This window comes from Streptomyces sp. NPDC006259 (assembly GCF_042870975.1).
Lineage (GTDB): Bacteria > Actinomycetota > Actinomycetes > Streptomycetales > Streptomycetaceae > Streptomyces.
In genome coordinates this window covers 171,700-194,814 of the sequence record NZ_JBIAHY010000005.1, presented here as the reverse complement: position 1 = coordinate 194,814, position 23,115 = coordinate 171,700, and the positions used below count along the sequence as shown (strand labels likewise).

The 23,115-nt window shown below is 73.4% G+C and carries 17 protein-coding genes; 7 read left to right on the top strand and 10 right to left on the bottom strand.

The window, feature by feature from the left end:
* Nucleotides 1–172 precede the first annotated feature (172 nt).
* Nucleotides 173–1,246, top strand: coding sequence for an ABC transporter permease (locus ACFYO5_RS21525; RefSeq protein ID WP_388710826.1), 1,074 nt, complete (start codon nucleotides 173–175; stop codon nucleotides 1,244–1,246).
* A gap of 80 nt (nucleotides 1,247–1,326) precedes the next feature.
* Here ACFYO5_RS21525 and ACFYO5_RS21520 read toward each other — a convergent pair whose 3' ends face one another.
* The gene (locus ACFYO5_RS21520; protein WP_356567999.1) at nucleotides 1,327–1,767 is read right to left on the bottom strand and encodes an OsmC family protein; all 441 of its coding nucleotides are present in this window, start codon (nucleotides 1,765–1,767) and stop codon (nucleotides 1,327–1,329) included.
* Between the two features lie 242 nt (nucleotides 1,768–2,009).
* On the opposite strand from ACFYO5_RS21520, the gene ACFYO5_RS21515 reads away from it, so the two are divergent.
* Nucleotides 2,010–3,212 carry a hypothetical protein gene (locus tag ACFYO5_RS21515; protein ID WP_388710823.1) on the top strand — a complete coding sequence of 401 codons (1,203 nt, stop codon included), beginning with the start codon at nucleotides 2,010–2,012 and terminating at the stop codon, nucleotides 3,210–3,212.
* Nucleotides 3,213–3,325: 113 nt separating this feature from the next.
* On the opposite strand, the gene ACFYO5_RS21510 is transcribed toward ACFYO5_RS21515, so the two are convergent.
* The 6 genes from ACFYO5_RS21510 to ACFYO5_RS21485 form a co-directional block, all read right to left on the bottom strand.
* Nucleotides 3,326–3,976, bottom strand: a complete 651-nt coding sequence (locus tag ACFYO5_RS21510; RefSeq protein ID WP_388710820.1) for a hypothetical protein — start codon at nucleotides 3,974–3,976, stop codon at nucleotides 3,326–3,328.
* A 480-nt stretch (nucleotides 3,977–4,456) separates the two neighbouring features.
* Nucleotides 4,457–6,922 carry a cellulosome protein gene (locus ACFYO5_RS21505; protein ID WP_388710818.1) on the bottom strand — a complete coding sequence of 822 codons (2,466 nt, stop codon included), beginning with the start codon at nucleotides 6,920–6,922 and terminating at the stop codon, nucleotides 4,457–4,459.
* A gap of 103 nt (nucleotides 6,923–7,025) precedes the next feature.
* Complete coding sequence (locus ACFYO5_RS21500) at nucleotides 7,026–7,850, bottom strand: carbohydrate ABC transporter permease (protein WP_388712268.1); 825 nt, start codon at nucleotides 7,848–7,850, stop codon at nucleotides 7,026–7,028.
* Nucleotides 7,851–7,858: 8 nt separating this feature from the next.
* Nucleotides 7,859–8,788 carry a carbohydrate ABC transporter permease gene (locus ACFYO5_RS21495; protein WP_388710815.1) on the bottom strand — a complete coding sequence of 310 codons (930 nt, stop codon included), beginning with the start codon at nucleotides 8,786–8,788 and terminating at the stop codon, nucleotides 7,859–7,861.
* A 31-nt stretch (nucleotides 8,789–8,819) separates the two neighbouring features.
* Nucleotides 8,820–10,151: an ABC transporter substrate-binding protein gene (locus ACFYO5_RS21490; RefSeq protein ID WP_388710811.1), complete on the bottom strand. Its 1,332-nt coding sequence runs from the start codon at nucleotides 10,149–10,151 to the stop codon at nucleotides 8,820–8,822.
* A 199-nt stretch (nucleotides 10,152–10,350) separates the two neighbouring features.
* Complete coding sequence (locus ACFYO5_RS21485; RefSeq protein ID WP_388710808.1) at nucleotides 10,351–11,415, bottom strand: LacI family DNA-binding transcriptional regulator; 1,065 nt, start codon at nucleotides 11,413–11,415, stop codon at nucleotides 10,351–10,353.
* 467 nt (nucleotides 11,416–11,882) lie between these two features.
* Here ACFYO5_RS21485 and ACFYO5_RS21480 point away from each other — a divergent pair, with 467 nt between their 5' ends.
* Nucleotides 11,883–13,835, top strand: a complete 1,953-nt coding sequence (locus ACFYO5_RS21480; protein WP_388710805.1) for a glycoside hydrolase family 36 protein — start codon at nucleotides 11,883–11,885, stop codon at nucleotides 13,833–13,835.
* A 150-nt stretch (nucleotides 13,836–13,985) separates the two neighbouring features.
* Here the strand turns inward: ACFYO5_RS21480 and ACFYO5_RS21475 are convergent, their stop codons facing one another.
* Nucleotides 13,986–14,924 carry a sigma-70 family RNA polymerase sigma factor gene (locus ACFYO5_RS21475; protein WP_388710802.1) on the bottom strand — a complete coding sequence of 313 codons (939 nt, stop codon included), beginning with the start codon at nucleotides 14,922–14,924 and terminating at the stop codon, nucleotides 13,986–13,988.
* A 96-nt stretch (nucleotides 14,925–15,020) separates the two neighbouring features.
* Here ACFYO5_RS21475 and ACFYO5_RS21470 point away from each other — a divergent pair, with 96 nt between their 5' ends.
* Entirely contained in the window at nucleotides 15,021–16,424 is a 1,404-nt protein-coding gene (locus tag ACFYO5_RS21470) for a DHA2 family efflux MFS transporter permease subunit (RefSeq protein ID WP_388710799.1), read from the top strand.
* 177 nt (nucleotides 16,425–16,601) lie between these two features.
* Here the strand turns inward: ACFYO5_RS21470 and ACFYO5_RS21465 are convergent, their stop codons facing one another.
* Nucleotides 16,602–17,483: a YegS/Rv2252/BmrU family lipid kinase gene (locus tag ACFYO5_RS21465; protein ID WP_388710797.1), complete on the bottom strand. Its 882-nt coding sequence runs from the start codon at nucleotides 17,481–17,483 to the stop codon at nucleotides 16,602–16,604.
* Between the two features lie 289 nt (nucleotides 17,484–17,772).
* Complete coding sequence (locus tag ACFYO5_RS21460) at nucleotides 17,773–19,371, bottom strand: FAD-binding oxidoreductase (RefSeq protein WP_388710794.1); 1,599 nt, start codon at nucleotides 19,369–19,371, stop codon at nucleotides 17,773–17,775.
* Between the two features lie 74 nt (nucleotides 19,372–19,445).
* Between ACFYO5_RS21460 and ACFYO5_RS21455 the strand changes: the two genes are divergently transcribed.
* From ACFYO5_RS21455 to ACFYO5_RS21445, 3 genes are all read left to right on the top strand, one after another.
* Nucleotides 19,446–20,045 (top strand): TetR/AcrR family transcriptional regulator, encoded by a 600-nt coding sequence (locus ACFYO5_RS21455; RefSeq protein WP_388710791.1) that lies wholly within the window; start codon nucleotides 19,446–19,448, stop codon nucleotides 20,043–20,045.
* Nucleotides 20,042–21,637: a glycerol-3-phosphate dehydrogenase/oxidase gene (locus tag ACFYO5_RS21450; RefSeq protein WP_388710788.1), complete on the top strand. Its 1,596-nt coding sequence runs from the start codon at nucleotides 20,042–20,044 to the stop codon at nucleotides 21,635–21,637. Before ACFYO5_RS21455 ends, ACFYO5_RS21450 begins: the two co-directional genes overlap by 4 nt.
* Before the next feature lie 663 nt (nucleotides 21,638–22,300).
* Nucleotides 22,301–22,834, top strand: a complete 534-nt coding sequence (locus ACFYO5_RS21445) for a GNAT family N-acetyltransferase (RefSeq protein WP_388710785.1) — start codon at nucleotides 22,301–22,303, stop codon at nucleotides 22,832–22,834.
* The last annotated feature ends 281 nt before the right edge of the window (nucleotides 22,835–23,115 follow it).

Genomic DNA, 23,115 nt, shown 5'->3' with positions numbered 1-23,115 from the left:
CTCCCCGTACGGTCGCCGGTGCCGCGACTCTCGCCCTTCTCATGGCGCCTCCCCTCACTGGGCGGCCGGGTACCCGGACCGGGACGCGTCACGCGGCCCCCCTCCCCAGGGCCGGCGCCGGGCGCCTTGTGGCTCGACGGGTTCCGGGGCGCGGGCCGCTAACGTGATCCGCATGCCCGAGAAGCCACAAGACGCCCGTGGTGAACCCCATCCGCCGACGCGGGGGTGGGCCAGGTTCAAGGACTCGCCGTTCCTGCCCGCGGCCGTGCTCGTGCTCATCCTCACGGCGGCCGCGGCCCTGTTCGCGGGTTCCTACACCTATTCCATGGCCGACCCGACCCCCCGCTCGATCCCCACCGCGTTGGTCGGCTCCCCCGACCAGCCCGAGGGCCGCCGCTTCCTCGACGGCATGGAGCGGGCCCTCAACACCGCGGTGAAGATCCGTTCCTACGACACGGCGGCCGAGGCCCGGACGGCGGTCGAGGAGCAGCGGGTCTTCGCGATCGTCGACGTGCGCAAGGCAGAACGGGCCGTCGTGCTGAACCTCTCCGCGGCCTCCGGCGCCTCGGTCGCGGAGGTACTGGCCCAGGCGGCACCCGCCGTGGGCCGGCAGACGGGCGTCGCGGTCACCGTCCGGGACATCAACCCCCTCCAGGAAGGTGACCCGCGCGGGCTCGCCATCTTCTACGTCTCCCTGGCGGCCGTGATCATCGGGTTCGTCGGCGCCATCCAGCTCAGCGTGCACGCGCGGGCCCTGACCCCGGTCGAGCGCATCGCCTGCACCGCCCTGTACGCGCTGCTGGGCGGGCTCGCGATCGCCGCGACGGTGGACTGGCTGCTGGGCGCGCTCGACCTGCCGTTCGTCGAGTCGTGGCTGATCCTGGCGCTCACGATGTTCACGAGCGGCATGGTCTTCACGATGTTCAACACGCTCGTGGGCCGCTGGGCGATGCTGCCGACGTGGGGACTGATGGTCCTGCTGGGCAATCCCTCGTCGGGCGGCGCGGTGTCGTGGCCGCTGCTGCCCTCCGCGCTGGGCCTGATCGGCCGCTGGCTGCCGCCGGGAGCCTCGGTCAACGCCCAGCACACGGCGGTGTACTTCGGAGGACACCAACACGTCTTCCCGTTCCTGGTGCTGGCGGGATGGGCCGTGGTGTCCTGCGGGGTCTTCTGGACCTGGCGCCATCGCCACCCGGGAGGCCGCGAGACCAGGCCGGGACTCGGTGGCGACGCGGGGGCGGCGTGACCTCCACGCGGGTGGTCGGGTGGCGCACCACGTGCACGCCGGCCGGCACCGGGCCGGCCTGGCGGGCAGGAGCGCGCGGGTCAGCCGTCGGTGACCGTCGCGGTGACGGGCGTGCCGATCTCCACGGTCCGGCTGACCGTGCAGAGCTTGTCGTGGGAGACCTTGACCGCTCGGGGCAGGATCGCGCGCGCCCGGGCGCCGGCCTCGTCGTCGGGGAAGGTCACGGAGAAGGCGACCGCGAGGTCGGTGAGCCGGTTGCCGAGTTCGTCGCTGACCTTGTCACCGGTCACGGTGACCGTGAATCCGGTGGGCTCGCTGTGGCGGGCGGTGGCGATGTCGACGTCGACGGCCGTGCAGCCCCCGAGCGCGGCGAGCAGCAGCTCGACCGGCGTGAAGTCGGTTTCGCCGTCGCCCGCGGATCCGGTTCCGAAACTGATCGTGCCGCCGCGCGCGTTGGTGGCGGTGAAGTGGCCGGTACCGGTCCGCTCGACGGTGACGGAACGCAAGGTGTTTTCGGTCATGCGAGGGACAGTAGTGGGCGCGCCCGCCGCGGCGGATCGCCGCCCCCACGGCTCGGTGGTGCGCGTCTGTCGCTGGAGCCGGCGGTCGTCGCCGGGTACGTCCACCGGCCGCCGCGCGGCTCACCCTCGTACGTCCGAGGTTCCCGTGACAGCCCTGACCCCTTTCACTGCTCCTGGAGCGGCGCTCCGGTGAGAGCGCCGGAGCGCGATGACATCGGCACACGAGGATCGGGGGATCCCAGATGCGCACGTCGGCGAGAAGCCGTTTCGCGACCGTCCTGCGGTGGTGCCTGCCCGCGGTGGCCCTGGCGGGCATGGCCGTGGTCCCGGCACGGGCCGCCGGACCGGATGGCGTGCCACGCGGCACGCCGGCCGCGGCGACGGCGCTCGACATCCCACCCGGGGTGACCGCGGGGGTCGCGGTCTTCGACCGGCAGACCGGCGCGTTCACCGAGCAGCACAACGCGCGCACGCGGTTCCGGTCGGCCTCGGTCGTGAAGCTGCTCATCGCCCTGGACCACCTGTGGAACCGGGGCCCCGACTACACCCTGCCCGCGGACGACCGCGCCCGCCTCGACACCATGCTGCGTGCCAGCGACGACGCGAGTGCCTCGTACTACTGGTCCCGCAACGGCGGCGGCGCGATCGTCGACCGGATGGTGTCCCGTCTCGGCCTGGCCGACACCGCCGGGCCTCCGGCGGGCCATCCGGGGGCCTGGGGGTACACGGCGCTGTCGGCGGCCGACACCGTGCGGATCTACCGCTACCTCCTGGACGGCGCCCCGGAGCCGGTCCGCACGCTCGTCATGGGCGACCTGCGGCAGTCCACGCGGTGCGGCACGGACGGGTTCGACCAGCGGTTCGGCATCCCGGCGTCGTTCGAGCGGCCCTGGGCGGTGAAACAGGGCTGGTCGGGCTTCGGTGACTCGGACGACTGCACCGACACGGCCGCCGTCACGGGCGCGCGATCCGGTTCGCCCGCCCCGTCCGCCGCCGGGGCGAGGGCAGCCGTCGGGGCGGACGACGTGGACCTGACGCAGCGCGCGCTGCACACCACCGGAACGGTCGGGGCCGCGGACCGTTCGATCGTCGCCGTGTACACCCTCCAGCCGACGAGCACCTCGTTCGGCGCCGCCTACACCCACCTCGGCCGGCTGGTCCGCTCGCTGGACGTGCCCGGCGCGGTGCGTCCGGCCGGTACCTGGTTCGGCACCTGGGGATCGGACGTGCGCGTCCGGGCCGGCACGACCACCTCCGCGACCGTGCTCACCGAACTCCCCGCGGGTGTCGAGGTGCTGATCCGCTGCCAGAAGCAGGGGCAACGGGTCGAGGTGCCCCCGTACGTCAACGACTGGTGGGCCTACCTGCCCCTGTACGGCGGCTACGTCACCAACATCTACGTGCGCTCCCCGGACAACCGGTTGCCGGACGTTCCCCTGTGCTGACGCGGGGCGCCGCCCCGTGGCGGCACGGCACCGCCGTCCTCCGTCGGAGTGCTGTCGGCCGGAACAGGCTGCCGTCGATCGGCCGTCTCCCGCCCACATCGGGTTGGCCGTACTCAGTACCGCTGGGCTTTGGCGATCTCCGCCGTCAGCCGCGGCTCGGGAGGCTTGCGGCTGATGGCCAGGGGCTGTGCGCGCTCACCCGCCGCGAGGGCTTCGGCGCCGACGTAACGCGTCTCGACGACCTCGCCGCCGGGGTCACGGAAGTCGACCTGGACGGCGTACGAGGCGGTGTCGTCGGAACGGTTGGTGATGTTCACGACGACCGCGAGCAGACCGCCCGTCTCCGCTCGCGGTTTGCCGGTGAGGGAGACGTCGGCGGTGGCGTTGCCCCGGCCGTCGACGTCCTTCAGCTCCCTCTGGGCGGCGGCGTTGGCGCGCGCCGCCTCGGCGGACACCGAGGCCTCGAAGGCCGAGGCGCGGGCGGAGGCGGAGGACGCGGCGGCGGAGACGGACGCCTTCGCGGACTCCGCGAGCGATTTCAGGGCGGAGGGCGTCGTGCCGGTGAAGGAGGCGGTGGCGGGTGCCGAGGGCCGTACGTTCGCGGACGGGCTCGTGGAGCCGTCGTCGTCCGAGGCGCAGGCGGCGAGCGCCGTCATGCCGAGGACGGGGGCGAGCGCCATCGCCGCGGTCGCCAGGGCGGGCCGCCGTCGGCCCGCCGGGCGCCCTCGTCGTGACGTCGTCTTCCGGGTCGGGTGCGTGTCCATCGGTGCGGTCCTCCCGCGTCTCGCCGCGCGTGGCCCCACGACGGGGCGGCCGGACCGGGCGTGCCGTCGCGGTCGCCGGCAGCGGTCGCGCTCCGCGCCCGCCTCGTGAGGTGGGGCCCGGGGCCCCCTACCGATGATCTGGGCGATACGGCGGCGCAGCCACTCGGGAGGGCCTGACGGACCGCCGGGGGACGCGGTGGCGTGGTGTGCGGCCCGGCGGGGCGCCAGGCCTCCGATCCGCCGATCCGCCGGGCAGCCGGGCCGCCGCCGACCTGACGGCCGAGAGCTTCCTCCTCGTCCTGCGCTCGGCCGCACCTGCCACCCGCGGCGACTGAGCGGCCGTCCGCACGGAGGGTCCCGGACCACCACCGAGTCGGCGTGGGCGGCCCGGTGCTTCCTCGTACGACCGACGGCCGGGGCCCCGGCGCGCTGTCGCGTGCCGGGGCACCGGCCGTGAGGCGGTGCGGTCCTCGGGTGGGGTCAGCCGACGACGCGGCCCAGTTCGACGCGGTCGATGTCGGGGGCCCACGCGGTCGCGTTGCCGAAGGTCACCTGGTTGGGGCCCTTCCTCAGGTCGGCGGGGACGCCGAGCGTCCAGTAGTCGTCCCAGCTCCAGGTGTTCTTGAAGGTGACCACGCGGGGTGCGGCCGTGCCCACCGTGACGTCCGCCGTGCGGGAGACGATGTCCGTGTTGTAGGAGTGGCCGTTGTCGCGGCGCTCGTTGTGGGCGTAGTGGACGACGAGCAGGTAGCGGCCGGCCTCGGGGGCGTCCACCGTGAACTCGGCCGTGCTGGACGGGCCGTTGCCGAGCCAGCCGATGTAGGAGCCGGCTGAGGCGTGGGCGGAGTCGACGAGTCGGGCGCCGCCGGCGAGAGCGGCCGAGGCGCCCTCGTAGGAGAGGGTGCCGGCGCTCGATCCGGCGCCCGAAACGTCCAGGGAGCGGACGGCGGCGTGCCCGGCCGTCATCGTGACGCGGTTGTTGCCCGCCACGAGGTACAGCCGCAGGGTCTTGTCCGGCGCCGCCGTCACCTTCGCGCCGTGCAGCTCCAGCCGCACCGCCGCCGAGGCTCGTGACACGACCGTGTAGTAGCCGTCGCGCGGGGCGTAGACGTCGAAGACCGCCTTGTCGCCGGGGCGCAGGACGAGCGCGCCCGTGCCGGTCCCGGCGGACGAGGAGTAGTCGTACGACGGCCTGCCGCCGATGTCCGCGAGCGTGGCCTCGTAGGACGCGGTGGGCGCGCCGGTGCCGGCGGTGAGGTCGATGCGGTCGAGGGTGACCTCGGCGTCGCCCTTGGCCAGCGTCAGGACGTGGGTACCTGCGGGGAGCCGTACCGTGACGTCCTTCTTGGCGCGGTAGGTCCAGTTCTCGGTGGAGGGGTAGGTGACGGTGACCGGGTCGCCGCCGTCGACCGAGAGTTTCTGGGTGGCGGGGGCGCCGGCCTGGTTGCCGTACAGGATCGCCAGGTCGTACGTCCCGGCGGCGGGGACCGTCACCGTGAAGTCGACCTTGCTGGAGGGCTGGTTGAGGGAGCCGACGTCCTTGGTGCCGGAGGCCGCGTAGCCGTTGGCGTTGCCGATCGTGCCCTGGGTGTAGACCTGGCCGCCGGTGACGGCGGCGTCCTCGGCCTCGTAGGAGGCGGACCAGGGCACGGTGGCGGCGGTCGGGCTGCCGGCGCCGCCCGGGGTGAGGACGATGCGGTACGCGGACATCTTCCGCATGCCGCGCAGCGGGACGGTCACCGTGCCGTCGGCCGCCACCTGGACCTTGGTGCGCTCAAGGACGCGCGGCGTCGCGTGCTGTCCCTCGTAGCCGGACCAGGCGGACTCGGCGACGGTCGCGGTGACCGTACGGCCGAACACGGACCGGGAGACGTTGCGCACGACGACGTCGGAGTCACCGGCCGCGCCGCCGACCAGGACCTGGGCCTGACGGCGCGCGGTGTCCAGGGAGGCGAGACCCTGGAGGGTGTCGATCGCGTCGGCCCGGGGCGGGGTGACCTTGACGGTGTTCCCGGTCATCCCGGCGTACCAGCGGAAGAACCACCAGCCGCCGTTGGGGATGTTGGTGCGCACGACATTGCCGTCGAGGTTGCCGGCGGCGTCCCAGTAGGCCTGGTTGGCGTACACCTTGTTGCGCTCGAACATGGAGACCCACTGCACGAGCTGGCCCGGCACCGAGAGGTCGCGGCGGTTGGCGTACTCGTCGATGTTGATCTTCAGCGGGGAGATGCCGAGGTTCTTCTCGATCGATCGGTAGGTGTCGTGGTTGCCCTGGAAGTTGCGGAGGGAGCTGGAGTCCAGCTCGTGCCAGGTCATGATCTGGGGCAGGACGTCCTCGCGCTCGGCGAAGGTGAGGAAGTCCGTCAACAGGCGCGTGTGGTAGCCGGATTCGTTGGGGCCGGCGATCCTGGCGTCGGGATCGATCGCCCGGATGCGCCGGTACACCGTCTTCCAGTCCTTGAGGAACCGGTCCCGGTTGGCCGCGTACTGCGCCGGGTCGGAGGTGCCGAGGTTGTACCAGATCTGGTCGGGCTCGTTGAAGGGGATGTACACGAACCGGTCGCTGTTCGGGTCGGCCGACACCTCCTTGACGATCTTGTCGACCTTGGGGAGGTAGTCGTCGATGCCGAGGTCCTCGTACGGCCACTTCGCGTAGATGTCCTGCATCATCACGTTGATCTCGCCGCCGCCGTTGCGGAAGAACGACTTGGAGACAGTGAGCGCGTCGCCGTTGGGGTGCTGGGCACCGCCCTCCGGCTTCTGCGAGATGCTGGTGATCTTCAGGGGGGCGAGCACGGCGTCGCTGGGCACGCCGTCGTCGCTGAGCCCGTACAGCGTGCCGTTGGCGCCGTGCGACACCGGGCCTTCGGACGCGGCGAGGTCGACGGTGACGCGCTGCGGGCCGGCCGCCGCCGCCGGTCCCGCCGCGGGAAGAGTGCCTGCCATGACGGCTGCTCCGAGTACGGCGGTGACGAAGGCGGTCCGGGGACGGGATCGCTTACGGCTCGCTGGGACGGGGGTGGGGGTGCTCACGCTGAGGGACCTCCGGTCATTTGACGGCTCCACTGGTGATGCCGGACACGATCTTTCGCTGGGCCACCAGGAAGACGGCGACCATGGGCAGGCTCATCACCACGACGTACGCGAAGACGAGATGCCAGTTGTTGAGGTAGAGCTGGGCGCTGGCGACCTGGTAGAGGTTGAGCGGCAGGGTCGCCCTGTCTCCGCCGCCGATGACGAAGAAGGCGTAGAAGATGTCGCTCCAGGCGTAGAGCATCACCATGATCGTCGCGGTGGCGATGACCGGCCTGAGGAGCGGCAGGATGATCTGCCGGAAGATCCGCAGCGGCGTCGCGCCGTCCATCCGCGCGGCCTCCTCCAGCTCCAGCGGGATGGCGCGGATGAAGCCGGTCATGAAGAAGATCGACGTGGAGAGGTACATCCCGGTGTAGACGGCGATCATCCCGGGCCGGGTGCCGGCCAGCCCCAGCTGCCGCAGCTCCATCACGACGGTGATGACGGCGGGCGGGAGCAGCAGTCCGCTGATGCAGAGCGCGTACGCGGCCGACACCAGCTTCGACTTGCGGCGCGCGAAGACCCAGGCGGCGCCCGCGCCCAGGATCAGCACCAGGGCGACCGAAGGCACCACGACCAGCAGGGAGTTGACGAATCCGCGCAGCATCTCGCCCTGGCCGACGGCGTCTTCGTAGTTGCTCGCCGGCTGCCAGTGCCGGGGCAGGCGGAGGTTCGGGGTGATGGCCTCGGCCTGCGGCTTGGCGGAGGTGACGGCCACCAGCCACAGCGGTACGCCGACGGCGAGCCCGGCGATCAGCAGGACGAGCGCCGGACGGCCGTAACGCCAGGCGGGGTGCACGGTGGTGCTCACAGCAGCTGCTCCCTTCGGCGCAGTCCGACCACGAGGGGGATCGCGACGGCGACCACGACCAGGAAGAGGACGAGGCTCATGGCGGACGCCTGGGCGTACAGGCCCTGTCCGAAGATCCGGAACATGTAGATGTTGAAGACCTCCGTGGAGGCCGCGGGGCCACCGCCGGTCGTGGCCTGCACGATGTCGAAGGTGTTCATCGAGCCGATCAGTGCCGTGGTGACGTTGAAGGTGAGGGCGGGCGCCAGCATCGGCCAGCGCACCGAGCGGAAGGTCCGCCACGGCCCGGCGCCGTCGCACTTCGCGGCCTCCAGCATCTCGCCGGGGATGCCCTTGAGGCCGGCCAGGTAGATCAGCATCGACAGGCCCATCCACTTCCAGCCGTGGATGACGGTGACCAGGACCAGGGTCCAGGTCGTCGAGCCGAGCCAGGGGACGTCCGTGCCGAGGAGACCGTTGACGGCGCCGTCCTGGTTCAGCAGCGCCTGGAAGACGTAGCCGGTGGCGAGCGCCGAGATGAGCACCGGCAGGAAGAAGACGGCGCGGAAGAACCGGTTGAAGCGGGAGTCCGCCTCCAGCAGCAGCGCGAGGCCCAGTCCGAACGCGTTCTGGAAGACCGCCGCCAGCAGGGCGTACAGCAGCGTGGTGCTGATCGCCCGCAGCAGTGAGCCGTCGTCGGCGATGCTGCGGAAGGTGTCCAGGCCGGTGAAGGCGATGTCCGGGTGGTAGGAGGACCAGTCGGTGAAGGGGTAGTAGAAGTTGAGCAGGTTCGGCACCAGGAAGAAGGCCGCGAAGACGGCGATCGCGGGGAGCGCGAACCACCAGGGGTGGTGCACGGCGGCGCGGGGCAGCCGTCCCCCCTTCTTCTCCCGGCCCTCGGCGGGCGCCGGTTTCTGCTTGCGCGTGCGTATGGCCGTGTCCGCCATCGGATGAGTCCTTGCCCGTGGGGTCTGGTCGCTAGAAGCCGCTGGCGCCCTGGGCCTTGGCGACCTGCGCGAACTGGTCCTGGATCGCCTGCGCGACCTGCTGCGGCGTCTTCTTGCCGAAGATCATGTCGGCGAGGTAGAGGTGCGTGTCGGGGGCGACGATGGCCTTGGCCTGGAAGACGCCGATGGCCTGGGGAAGCGCCGCGACCTGAGCGGTGGAGGCCTGCGGAAGGCCCGCGGGGGTCGGCACCGACGGCTCGACGGAGGGGATCTTCATCGTCTTGATGTAGTCGGCGTAGTCCGGGCCGAGCCAGAAGGCGAGGAACTGACGGGCCGCGTTCTGCCGCTTCTCGTCACCGGTCCTGAACGCGACGACGCCGTTGGTCTGGTCCGGCGAGTACATGCCGGTGGCGGAGGAGTTGGCGATCGGGAACCAGCCGATCCTCTTGTCGATCTCGGCCGTGGAGTACTTGGCCTGCAACTGGCTCTGGAAGGACGTGACATTGAGGACCATGCCGGCCTCGCCCTTCCACAGGGCGTCGGCCTGCCCGGTGAACGTGCCGGTCCGGTAGTTCTTCTGCGCGAGCCCGGCGTCGATCAGCTTCTCCTTGTACTTCTTGATCGCGCCGACGACGACGGGGTCGGTCCACTTCCTCCTGTTCCGGTTGAGGTCGGCCCACCACTGGTCGTCGAGGTCGGTGAGCTGGACCTGCGTCTGCCACTGCAGGGGCCACTTGTCACCGCCGGCCTCGTAGAAGCCGGCCGCGTCGGTTCTGTCCTTGACGGTGCGGCCGAGCGCCAGCAGTTCGTCGTACGACTTGGGGAAGTTCCGCTCGGTGAGTCCGGCCGCCTTGAAGACGTCCTTGTTGTAGTAGACGCCGAGCATGGCGGGGCTCGTGACGATCGCCGCGTACCGCTTGCCGTCGATGACGCCCAGGGACTGCTCCGTGGCGCCGAGTTTCGCGACCCAGGGCTCGCCGTCGAGAGCGAGGAGGTTCCGCCCGGGCTGGATGAACGGCAGCGTCGAGACGGACGGCTGCCAGAACATCAGGTCCGGCTTGTCGCCGGAGGCGAGCTTGGTCGGCACGTTCTGCTCGTACGGGTCGGGGATGGCCTGGGTGTCGATCCGGGCGCCGGTGGCCTTCTCGAAGGCGTCGACGACCTGCTTGGGCGCGTTGAGGGTGTTCTGCGCCGTCCACATGGTCAGCTTCACGCCGTCCAGCCGGGCGGTCGGGTCGACCGTCGTCCGCCTGGCGTTCGTGCCGGAGTCGCCGGAGCTGTCGACGGAGGGGTCACTGCACGCGGTGCCGGACAGACCGACGGCGCATATGAGTGCCAGCGCCGGAAGAACTCTTCTCTTCATCTCGGGCCTTTCGGGAGACGGTGGGGAACGACGTCGGGGGTTCCTGCGTGCCGTCCGGGACGGCGGTCCCGCTCGGGCGGGCGCTGCGAGGCGGTGGGCGGACGCGCGACCGCTCGGCCCCGCCGGGCGGGCAGGTGGTCGCACGGCGGCGGGCCGCTCGGCCGCCGCCGGTCGGGCAGCGGCTTCGCGACGGCGGTGGTCAGGCGGGGCGTGCGCCGGTGGGGCGTTCCCCGGCCGGCCGACGGCGGCCGGAACTCTCCCGCACCACCAGCTCCGGTACGGACACGGGGTGGGGGGCGATCGGCGCGGACTCCTCCAGCACGCCGTGCAGCAGGGCGAACGCGGAGCGGCCGAGGCCGGTGAAGTCCATGCGTACGGTCGTCAGCGACGGGGTGAGGTAGGCGGAGTGCGGGGCGTCGTCGAACCCGGCCACGCTCACGTCGCCGGGGACGTCCCGGCCTCTCTCGTGGAGGGCGCGGATCACCCCCAGCGCGAGATCGTCGTTGCCGCACAGGATCGCGGTGACGTGGGGGTCCCGGGCGAGTTCCCGGCCGGCCTCATGGCCGCCGGCCGGTCCCCAACGGCCCTGCACCGGACGGGGTTCGGGGGCTCCGGCCTCCTTCAGCGCCTGCCGCCAGCCGGTGGTACGGGCGCTGGTGCGCCGGGTGCTGGACGGGATGGCGACATAGTGCACGGTCTCGTGGCCGAGGGAGAGGAGATGGCGGGTCGCCTCGTAGGCGGCCTCGCGATCGTCGGTCCACACCCAGGGGCGGTCGCCGCCGGGCGGGCTCGTGGGGGTCTCGACCACGCCGACGACCGGCAGTTCGGCCGGTACGGCGGCCAGTGCCCGTACGCCGGGCGGATCGTAGGCGATCACGATCAGTCCGCCGCTCGCGTCCGCCGCTCGCCGCACCTCGGCGGCGACGGCCGCCTCGTCGGCCGATTCCAGGACGCCGATCCCGACGGCGTAGGACTCGGCGCGGGCCGCCTCCTCGATCCCCTGGAGGATCGAGGCGTAGCCGTAGTGGGTGGTGTTGGCGGTGAGCACGGTCACGGCCCTGCTGCGCCCGCTGGCCAGGGCGAGCGCGGTGGCGTTGCGGCGGAAGCCCAGCTCGTCGATGGCGGCGAGGACCCGTTCGCGGGTGGAGGGCTTGACGCTGGGGTGGTCGTTGATCACGCGGGAGACGGTCTGGTACGAGACCCCCGCAGCGGTCGCGACGTCCCTGATACTCACCGAGCGCCTTGTGTGACCGGTCACATTCATGCCAGGATTGTGACCGGTCACACAGGGGCCGTCAAGAGAACGTCACGAGGGATTCACGCAGCGGACGCAAGGCCGCCGGAAGCGGCGGCCGTCGGGAGGGGAAGACGTTGACCGTTACGTCGGACACGGCGGGCACGGCCCCCGGAGCCAGTCGACGGCAGTTCAGCTGGGGTCACGGCGCGCTGGAGGCCGGGTTCGCCACCGACCCCGACGGGGTCCTGCGGATGGTCCGGCTGACCCGGCCGCACGCCCGACTCCCTTCGGGCGCGGGGCGTCTCACCGACGGGCCGACAGCGACGTCCACCGGCCCGGCCCTGTCCGAAGTCGGGTCCCGGACCGCGTCCCGGACCGAACCCGAGCCCGCATCTCCCTCCGTATCTCCCTCCGCATCCGCGTCGTCCGGGGCCACTTCCACCTCCGCCCTCAGCTCCGCCTCCGCCTCCGTCTCGGAGGCTCCCCTCCCCCTCGTGGAGCTGACCGCCCTCGGTCACGGCAGCGGCTGGTCGGGGCCGCGCTTCACCGGTACGGCCCTCGGCGCCCGGCTGCGCTACCGCGGCCACACCACCGGGGAACGGGACGGCTGGTCGTACCTGACCGCCGAACTGCACGACCCGGGGACCGGTCTCACGGCCTTCGTCGAACTGTCCTCGCCCGTCGGACTGCCGGTGCTGCGCTCCCACGTCCGCCTCCGCAACGAGGGCACCGTCCCCCTCGTCGTCCAGTCCGTCAGCAGTCTGCTCCTCGGAGCCCTCCCCTCCCCCGACCAGCTCGACGTCCACCGCGCCCGCAACGACTGGCTCGCCGAGTGCCGTTGGTACACCGAGCCGCTGCGCGACACCGTCGCGGACATCCACGCGGCCGCCCACCAGCACGACAGCCGGGCCGCGGTGTCCCTGGCCGGCCGCGGCAGTTGGCCCACCGACGGACACCTGCCGATGGGTGCCGTCACCGAACGCGGCGGCGGCCGGGCCTGGCTCTGGCAGGTCGAGTCCCCGGCGGGCTGGCGCTGGGACCTGGGCGAGCGCGCCTGCGGCACGTACCTGGCGCTGAACGGTCCCACCGACGCCGAGCACCAGTGGCGCGTACGGCTCGCGCCCGGCGAGGAGTTCACCACCGTCCCCGCGGTCCTCGCCCTCGGTTGCGGGCTGGACGACGCGTTCGCCGCCCTGACGTCGTACCGGCGAGCCGTACGCCGCCCGCACCGCGACCACAGGGCGCTGCCCGTCGTCTTCAACGACTACATGAACACGTTGATGGGTGACCCGACGACGGAGAAACTGCTGCCGCTGATCGACGCCGCCGCCGAGGCCGGGGCGGAGTACTTCTGCATCGACGCCGGCTGGTACGACGACAGCGCCGAGAGCTGGTGGGACAGCGTCGGCGAGTGGCTGCCCTCGGCGCGCCGCTTCCCCGACGGCGGAATCCCGGCGGTCCTGGACCGGATCAGGAAGCGCGGCATGATCCCCGGGCTGTGGCTGGAGCCGGAGGTCGTGGGCGTGCGCAGCCCCGTCGCGGACGCGCTGCCGCCGGACGCCTTCTTCCAGCGCGACGGACTGCGCGTCACCGAACAGGGCCGCCACCAGCTCGATCTGCGTCACCCCGCCGCCCGTGCGCACCTGGACAGGACCGTGGACCGGATCGTCGGCGACTGGGGGGTGGGCTACCTCAAGCTGGACTACAACATCGTGGTCGATCCCGGCACCTGCGCCCCCGGCGACATCGCGCCCGGAGCCGGACTGCTCGGCCACGCCCGCGCCTACCTGGACTGGCTGTCCGAGGTACTGGACCGGCACCCCGGACTGGTGATCGAGAACTGCGCCTCGGGCGGGATGCGGATGGACGGGGCGACGCTCGCCGTCACCCAGCTCCAGTCGACCAGCGACCAGCAGGACCCGCTCCGCTTCCCTGCGATCGCCGCCGCCGCCCCGACCGCCGTCCCGCCCGAGCAGGGCGCCGTCTGGGCCTACCCGCAGCCCGGGTTCGACGACGACCTGATCGCCTTCACCCTGGGCGGGGCGCTGCTCGGCCGCGTCCATCTCTCCGGCCACCTGAACCGGATGACGGGGCGCCAACTCGGGCTCGTGCGGGACGCGGTGGCCGTGTACAAGACACTCCGGGCGGACCTGGCGGAAGCGGTGCCGTTCTGGCCGCTCGGCCTGCCGGGCTGGACGGACGACTGGCTGGCCCTGGGCATGCGGGTGCCGGGCGACCGGACCGCGTACGTCTCGGTCTGGCGCCGCGGGGGTGACGCCGAACTCCGGGTTCCCGTCGAGCACTTGGCGGGACGGGAGGTCCGTACGGAGGTCCTGCACCCGTCCGCTCCGACGGCCGGGTCGGCGCGGTGGGACGGCAGCGGACTGCGGGTGTCCCTGCCACGGACACCCGCGGTGCTGCTGCTCCGTCTGACCTCGGGGACGTAGCGGTCCGGGGCGGGCGGGGGGCGCGGCGCGGAGTGCGTCGCATGCGTCCCGTGCGCCCACTGCGTCCCGTGTGTGCCGCGTGCTCCCCCTGCGTGCCGGTGCGTCGCGTGGGTCTCGTGCGTCGCGTCGCCGGGTCGGCCGGCAGGCCGCTCAGATCCGGAGAGGCAGTCCGAACCGCCGTACGAGAGCGGCGTCGTGGAAGGCGGTCACCGCCGCGACGGCCGGGCCGCGCAGGGTGATGACCTGGACCGCGAAGGCCTCGCCGTCGTGGTAGACGGCGAAGCCGGGCTGTCCGTTGGCGCGCAGGGGAACCAGCCGGGCGGCCTTGTGGCCCAGCCGGGCGGTGAGCAGTCCGATGACGCTGTCGCGGCCGGCGAACCACGACGGGTTGGGCGGCATCTGCCAGACGGCGTCCTCGGTGAGGAGCCGGGTGAGTTCGGCGATGTCGGCCCGTTCGAAGGCGGCCGCGTACCGGTCGAGCAGATCGCGTCGCTCCGGCTCGGCGGGTTCGGCGATCTCGTCGATGGCGGGTTCCAGCCGGTCGAGGCGGGCCCGCGCGCGCTGGAGCGTGCTCTGCACGGCGGCCGGGGCGATGCCGAGCACGTCGGCTGTCTCGGCCGCCGACCAGGCGAGCACGTCCCGCAGGATCAGCACGGTCCGCTGCTGCGGGGGCAGGTGTTGCAGGGCCGCGATGAGGGCCAGCCGCAGTCCGGCGCGCCCTGCCACCACGGCCGCCGGATCGGCCCGTTCGTCGGGGATCGGCTCCAGCCACGGGATCTCCGGGTTCCGCGGCCCCAGTGCGAGCGGGTCGGTGGCCGGGGCGCCCAGCCCGGCCGGCAGCACCCGTCGGCTGCTGTGCCGCAGCGCGTTGAGGCAGGCGTTGGTGGCGATGCGGTAGAGCCAGGTACGCGGTGAGGCGCGGCCCTCGAAGTCCGCGTAGGACCGCCAGGCACGCAGATAGGTCTCCTGCACGAGGTCCTCCGCGTCCTGGACCGACCCCAGCATCCGGTAGCAGTGGGTCAGCAGCTCCCGTCGGAACGGTCCGGTCAGGCGGACGAACTCGTCGTGCGGTTGTTCGGTCACGGTCACGCCATGGTCCTCCCTTTCTTGTACAGACACCTGTGGCCGCCGGAATTCATCGGCCGTCGCCCGGCCGATCGGGCGCCGCCGCCGGTCCATACCGACATGGACAGAAAATGGGTTCTGGGGCTCACCTCCGCGGCCTCGGTGATGGTGGCGCTGGACGCCACCGTGGTGACGACGGCACTGAGCCGGATCCGGCTGGATCTCGGCACCTCGATCGAACAACTCGCATGGACGGTGAACGCCTACAGCCTGAGCTTCGCCGTGCTGCTGATGACCGGGTCCGTGCTGGGCGACCGGTTCGGACGGCGGCGGGTCTTCACCGCCGGGCTGGCGCTGTTCACGGCGGCCTCGGTGGCCTGTGCGCTCGCGCCGGGCGTGGGCTGGCTGATCACGGCACGGGCGGTGCAGGGCGCCGGGGCGGCACTGGTGATGCCGCTGGCGATGGCGCTGCTCAGCTCCGTCTATCCGCCGCCGGACCGGCCGAGGGCACTGGGTCTGTTCGCCGGGCTGACCGGGCTCGCGGTGGTGGCGGGACCGGTGGTGGGCGGTGCCGTCACGCAGGGACTGGCCTGGCAGTGGATCTTCTGGCTCAACCTGCCGATCGGTCTGGCCGTCGTCCCGCTGGTCCTGCGCCGGGTCCCGGAGAGCCGGGGCGACCGGGGCCGCGTGGACGTCGGCGGGCTGGTGCTGGTGACCGGTGCCGCGCTCGGGCTGGTGTGGGGGCTGGTCCGCTCGCACGCCGCCGGATGGGGCGGCGCCGAGGTCGTCGGCGCACTGGGCGCGGGCGTGGTCTGCGCGGTGGCGTTCGTGGCCTGGCAGCGGGTCGCCGAGCGGCCGATGATGCCTCTCGCCCTGTTCCGGCTCCCCGGCTTCGCGGCCGGCAACACCGCCGGGATGTTCCTGTACGCCTCGCTCTACGGGTCCCTGTTCTTCACGGCGCAGTACTTCCAGACGGGGCGCGGGGACACTCCGCTGGCCGCCGGAGTGCACCTGCTGGCCTGGACGGCGGCGGTCACGGTCGTGGCGCCCCTGGCGGGCAGGGTGACCAACCGGGTCGGCGCGCGGCCACTGGCCGTGCTCGGGCTCACCCTCCAGGCGGCCGGGATGGCGTGGCTCGCGCTCGCCGCCACGCCGTCCGTGCCGTACGGGGCGTTGGTCGCTCCGATGCTCCTCGCCGGGACGGGCGTGAGCATGGCGATGCCCGCCGCCCAGACCGCCGTCCTGAACGCGGTCGCGCCGGAGCAGCTCGGCAAGGCGTCCGGGGTCTTCAACACCGGGCGCCAACTCGGCGGGGTGTTCGGGGTCGCCGTACTGGCCCTCGCGTTCAGCGAGGCGGGCGGTTACGGGGGACCGGCCGAGTTCGCCGACGGGTTCGCCGCGTCGATGGCGGTCAGCGGGGCGCTGTCGCTGGCCGGAGCGGCGGCGGCGCTGGCCGTCCCGGGGCGCCGGACCGGCCCGGCGGTCCCGGTGCCGACCGCGCCGGCGCCCACCCCGCGCCGCTGAGCCGGTACGTCGGCGAGCCGTAGGCCGGTGAGTCCTGGGTCGGCAAGCCCTGGGTCGGTAAGTCGGCAAACAGGTAAGTCGGTGGGGCGGTGCGCGCAAGGGGCATGCGGTGCCGCCGTGCCGTGCGCACCGGCGGCCCGCTCCCCCACCTGGGCCGACGGGCCTCGGGGGCAGGGCTCAGTACAGTGCGCGCAGCGCGCCGGGGAGGACCGTGGCGGTGACGGGCAGTTCGGCCTCGACCTCGCCGTCGGCGCCGTAGGGGACGCCGCGGTCGGCCTCGACGCGGACCTGGGTGCCGCGCAGGACGCTCACCTCGGGGCGGCGGACGTGGGTGCCGGCCTTGAGTTCGTTCATCAGGGCGAAGAACAGGTGCCGCGGGGCGTGCCGGATCAGCACGATGTCCAGCAGTCCGTCGTCGATCCTGGCGTCGGGGGCGATGACGCGGCCCGAGCCGTAGAAGCCGGAGTTGGCCGCGACGACGGTGTAGCCGTGGTGAGCGTGCTCGACGCCGTCGACCGTGACGCGGTACCGGGCGGGACGCCACCCGGCCACCGCGCGGAGGCCTCCGGCGTAGTAGGCGGCGGCCCCCCGCAGCAGTCCGGCGTGGTTGGCGTGGCGGTTGGCGAGCGCGTCGACTCCCGCGTAGACGCTGCCGAGGACGACGGTGCGGTCGTGGACCGCCGAGCGCACCTCGATGGTGTCGACGGGGCGCGGCTCGGCCTCGAGCAGGACCCGGGCCAGGGCGTCCCCCTCGGTGGGCAGTGCCAGCGCGCGGGCGAAGTCGTTGCCTCGGCCGGCCGGTATCAGGCCGAGGACCGCGTCGGTGCCGCTGAGGGCTCCGCCGATGGCGCCGGTGATGCCGTCGCCGCCGACCGCCAGCACGATCCGCCCGCGTTCCCCGGCGGTCCGGGCGAGTTCCTGGGCGTGTCGCAGGCTCTGGCTGTAGGCGGTCTCCAGGTCGGCGCCCGCCTCGCGCAGCAGCCGGGCCACCCCGAGGAGGGCTGCCGCACCCGTGGCTGCGCCTGCGGTGGGGTTGACGACGGCCGTGAACTGTCGCATCGGGTGGGCCTCCGGGCGGTCGACGGTGAGCGGATCAGCGGTTGAGCGAATCAGCGGTGGAGCGGGCCAGCGGGCCAGTGAGTGAGCGGGCCAGCAAGTGAGCGAGTGAACGGGTGAGCGGGCTGAACGGGCGGAAGAGGTGGAGCGCCGGGTCGGTGCCGTCGGCGGGAAGGCGGGCAGACCGGGTCGTACGAGCGGACGGGAAGGGGTCGGCCAGGCGGGCAGGGAAGCGGTGCCGCGGTGCCGGGCGGGGCCGCTTCGGCGGGGAACGCGGCCACAGGTGGTGCGTTCAGTCTGCGGGAAGCAGGACGCCCGGGTTGAGCACCCCGGCCGGGTCGAGGCGTCGTTTGACGGCTCGCAGGGCGTCGACGGCCAGGTCACCCACCTCGCGTACGTACCAGTCGCGGTGGTCGGTGCCCACTCCGTGGTGGTGGGTGATGGTGCCGCCGGCGGCGAGGATCGCGTCGTTGGCGGCGTGCTTGGCGCGGGTCCAAGAGGCGAGGGGGTCGTCGCCCTGGGCGCTGACGACCGTGAAGTAGAGCGAGGCGCCGTTCTCGTAGACGTGCGAGACGTGGCACATGACCAGGGGCGGGGTGCCCGCGTCGGTGAGTGTCGTGGTCAGGGCGGTGCCGACGGCGGCGTACAGCTCGGGCAGGCGGGACCAGAACGCGGCGGTCTCCAGGGTCTCGACGAAGGCGCCCGCGTCGAGCAGCGCGTCCCTGAGATAGGGGGCGGAGTAGCGGCCGCGGGCCCAGCGGCGGCCCGGCTCCTCGCCCAGCGGCTCCCCGCCCGCCTCCCGTAGCACGGCGGTCGCCGCGGCCCGGCGGTGGGCGGTGTCCTCCTCGGTGCCCTCGAAGCCCACGACGGCCAGGCAGCCGGCGTTCTGCCGCGCGAGACCGGAGCCGATGGCGTCGGGCTGGGCCAGGCCGACGAGGGTCTCCGTCTCGTCGGACAGGCGCAGCACCGTCGGGCGGGGCCCGTCCTGGGCGAGCCTCCGCAGCGCGTCGGTGCCCTGCCGGAAGGTCGGGAAGCGCCAGCCGTCGTGGACGCGGGTGCGGGGCACGGGACGGACGCGCACGGTGACCGAGGTGATCACGCCGAACGCGCCCTCCGAGCCGAGCAGGAGTTGGCGCAGGTCGGGGCCGGCCGCCGAGCGTGGGGCGCGGCCGGTCTCGACGGTGCCCTCGGGGGTGGCGAGGGTGAGGCCGAGGACCATGTCGTCGAAGCGGCCGTAGCCGGCGGAGGCCTGGCCGCTGGAGCGGGTGGCGGCGAATCCGCCGATGGTGGCCCACTCGTAGGACTGGGGGAAGTGGCCGAGGGTGAAGCCGTGTTCGGCGAGCAGTGCCTCGGCCCGCGGGGCGCGCAGTCCGGCCTGGAGGGTGGCGGTCCGCGAGACCGGGTCGACGGCCGACAGGCCGTCCATGCGGCGCAGGTCGAGGGCGACGAAGGCGCCGCGCCGGGCGGGGGCGAGGCCGCCGACGACCGAGGTGCCGCCGCCGAACGGCACGGCCGCCAGCCCGTGGGCGGCGCAGGTCCGCAGCACGGCGAGAACCTCGTCGTGTCCGGCGGGCAGCACCACGGCCGCCGGGAGGTCGTCGACCTCGCCGTCGCGGATGCGCAGCAGGTCGGGGGTGGACTTGCCGCGGGTGTGCCGGATGCGGGCCTCGGCGTCGGTGCGGACGTGCTCGGCGGATCCGCCGACGGCGGCCAGCAGGGCGGCGCGCGTCCCGGCGTCGAGCGGGGCGGCGGGGACGGCGATCCGGTCGAGCGTCACCGGGGCGGCGGTACACGGCTGGACGCCGAGCAGGTCGTGCAGCAGCCCGGCCACCGTGTCGGGCAGCGCCGTCGCCGCGGCCGGATCGCCCCAGCCGCTCCACAGCATGTCCATCGGTGTCGTCCTCCCGGTCGGCGGTGCGGGACGCCGTCTCGTTACGGCCCCCACGGGGCGTTACACTGTTACACATGACGCCTATTCGTCACAACCAGTCGGATGGAGACGCGGTGCTCGACGCGGTGCGCGACTGCGTCCTGGCCGTCGGAGTCCGCCGGACGACACTCACCGACGTGGCCCGCCGGGCGGGGGTCTCCCGCATGACCCTCTACCGGCGCTGGCCGGACGTCCGCTCCCTGGTCGGAGACCTCATGACCCGCGAATGGGTCGGCGTGGCCACCGGCGCCATGCCCGAACGCCGCCCGGACACCGCCGCCCGCACCCTTCTCGTCGACGGCTTGGTGGCGGGAGTGGCCGCCTTCCGCGAGCACCCCCTGTTCCGCAAGATCGTCGACGTGGACCCCGAACTCCTGCTCCCCTACGTCCTCGACCGGCGCGGGGCGAGTCAGGAGGCACTGCTGAAGCTGCTCGCCGACGGGCTGCGGGAGGGCCACGCCGACGGCTCGGTGCGCCCCGGCCATCCGGAGCGGCAGGCCCGCTCCCTGCTGCTCGTCGTCCAGTCGTTCACCCTGTCGCTGCGGACCATGACCGACGAGAACGACCCGGACCTCGACTCCGCGGCCTTCCTCGGCGAGTTGCGGACCCTTCTGGAGAGGACCCTCACGCCATGAGCCGCACCAGCGCTCCCGCCCCGCCCCCCGGCTCCTCCTCGCTGTCGGCCGCCCGCCGCTCGCGGGAACTCGCCGCGACGGTGGGCGGCCCGAGGGTGGACGTCCTGGTCGTCGGGCTGGGCGCGACCGGTGCCGGCGCCGCCCTCGACGCGGCCGCACGGGGACTGACGGTCGCCGCCGTCGACGCCCACGACCTCGCCTTCGGCACCTCCCGCTGGAGCTCCAAGCTCATTCACGGCGGCCTGCGCTACCTCGCCTCCGCGCAGTTCGACGTCGCCCACGAGAGCGCGGTGGAGCGCGGGCTGCTCATGGAACACACCGCCCCGCACCTGGTCCACGCCGAACCCTTCGTGCTGCCGCTCACCCCGCTGGTCTCGCGCGGCCAGGCCGCCCTGGCCTGGGCCGGCTTCCGCGCCGGGGACGCCCTGCGGCTGGCCGCCCGCACCGCACGGTCGACCCTGCCGGCACCCCGCCGCCTCTCGGCGACGGAGGCCCGCCACCTCGCCCCGGCGGTACGCGCCGACGGGCTGCGCGGCGGCCTGCTGTCCTGGGACGGCAAGGTGACCGACGACGCCCGCCTGGTCACCGCCCTGGCCCGGACCGCCGCCGCCCACGGCGCCCGCGTCCTCACCCGGGTCCGAGCGCTACGGCTCACCGGTTCCGGAGCCGTGGTCCGCGACGAACTGACCGGGGAGGAGGGCGAGATCCGGGCCCGCACGGTCGTCAACGCCTCCGGCGTCTGGGCCGGCCGCCTGGTCGACGGCGTCCGCATCCGGCCGTCACGCGGCACCCACCTCGTCCTGCGCTCCGAGCGCCTCGGCGCGCTCCCGGCCGGACTGCACGTCCCGATCCCCGGCGAGACGAACCGCTTCGTCCTCGTCCTCCCCCAGGGCGACGGCCGCGTCTACGTCGGGCTCACGGACGAACCCGTCGAGGGCGACCTGCCCGACGTCCCGGGCGCGCCCGAGTCGGACATCGGCTTCCTCCTCGACGTCCTCGGCTGCGTGCTCGACACCCCCGTGCACCGCTCCGACGTCGTCGGCGCCTTCGCGGGACTGCGCCCGCTCCTGGACTCGGCGGACCCGGGCCGCACCTCGGACATCTCCCGACGGCACGCGGTCATCGGCCAGGACGACGGCGTCGTCACGGTGGTCGGCGGCAAACTCACCACCTACCGGCGGATGGCCCAGGACGCGGTCGACGCCGCGGTGGCCTCGGGCAACCTGCCCGCCGCCCCCTGCCGCACGGCCCGCCTTCCCCTCGTCGGCGCGGCGCCCCCACGGACACTCCGGACCGTCGCCGCACCCCGCCGTCTCGTCCAGCGGTACGGCACGGAGGCACCGGCCGTCCAGGCCCTCGCGGACGCCCGGCCGCACCTCGCCGACCCGGTCCTTCCGGGCCACCCCGTCACGGGCGCCGAACTGGTGTGGGCCGTGCGCCACGAAGGCGCCCTCGACGAGGCCGACCTCCTCGACCGACGCACCCGCATCGGCCTGGTACCGGACGACCGCGACCGGGCCGCCGACGCCGTACGCCGCCTGCTGGGCGAGACCCAGGACCGGCCGTCCGGGTCCGTCGCGACTCCTCGCTGACGCGGGGTGCGGTCCCTGCGGGTCACCCTTCGCCGCGGTGGGTCGCCGCGGTGGGTGAGATGACCGTCGGCCGGTCGCCGGGATGCCGGTGAGGAGTCCTGCCCGTCGCCCCGCGTGCCGGTGAGGAGTTCGGCCGGTCACCCGGGGATGCCGGTGAGGAGTCTGCCCGTCGCCCCGCGTGCCGGTGAGGGGTCCGGCCGGTCACCCGGGGATGCCGGTGAGGAGTCTGCCCGTCGCCCCGCGTGCCGGTGAGGAGTTCGGCCGGTCACCCGCCTCAGGGCCTTCAGCCGCCCGTCAGGCCGGCCGAGTTCGGCCAGTGCCCTGCTGCCGGCCTCCCGCCGGCCGGGTCAGCCGGGTCGGCCGGGTCAGCCGGGTCGGCCGGCACCAGCGTGCGTGCCGCCTGGTACGGGCACCCCGCCGCCTCGAAGGCCGCCGCGGCGGCGCGCTGCCGTGCCACGTCGCCGCCCAAGAGTGCCCGCGGTGTGCCGCCGCGGATCGGCGAACCTCCACGCGGGCACCCCGTGGCCCGCCTCCTACCCGCTGACGGGGCCGACCGCCGACACGAAGGCGCGGATCATCGCGCTCATCGAGCGGGCGACCGGCCGAAACGGCTGGGAGGACGCTGATTACCGGTCCGGGCCATGCCTTGGGCAGGATGGCCCCATGACCGAGATCCGCACCCCCCGCCTCATCCTGCGTCGCTGGCACGACGACGACCTGGCACCCATGGCCGAGATCAACGCGGACCCCGAGGTGATGCGCTGGGTCGACGACGGCTCGGTCCTCGACCTGGACGCGACCGCGCGGGCCATCGAGCGGTGGGAGGAGGAGTGGGACGAGGAGGGCTTCGGCCTCTTCGCGGTCGAGTTGCTGGCCTCGGGCGAGCTGGCCGGCTTCACCGGCCTGTCGGTGCCCGGGTTCCTGCCCGAGATGGCCGCCGAGGTGGCGATCAGCTGGCGGCTCGGTTCACCGTTCTGGGGCCAGGGCTACGCCTCCGAAGCCGCGCAGGCCACGCTGGAGTTCGCGCTCCAGGACCGTGGCCTGGAGCGGGTCGTCAGCATCTGCCGGGTGGGCGACGAGGCCTCCGAGAACGTCATCCGCAAGCTCGGCATGGTGCCGGAGCGGGTGACCACCCACCCGGTGTACGACTTCCCGCTGGGCGTTCACGCCATCGACCTCACCGAGTACGAGGCCTGACCGGTCGGCGCGGCGGCCCCGGTCACCCCTGGGTGGCCTTCTGCGGGCGGACGGACTGGCGGTGGCGGAAGACGTCGTGGGTCCCAGCTCGCCTTCGCGCGTTGCAGACGCCGGTAGTTGTCCTTGTGGTGTCCTACGATCCACCGGGCCTCGGGCGAGAGACCCGCACCGCCGGATGCACGGACACCCTCCGCCCGCGTGCGGCACCGCGGCCGACCCCGCCGCGGGCCCGACGACACCGGCGCACTCCCGGCGCGGCACCGGCGCACGCCCGGCCCCGA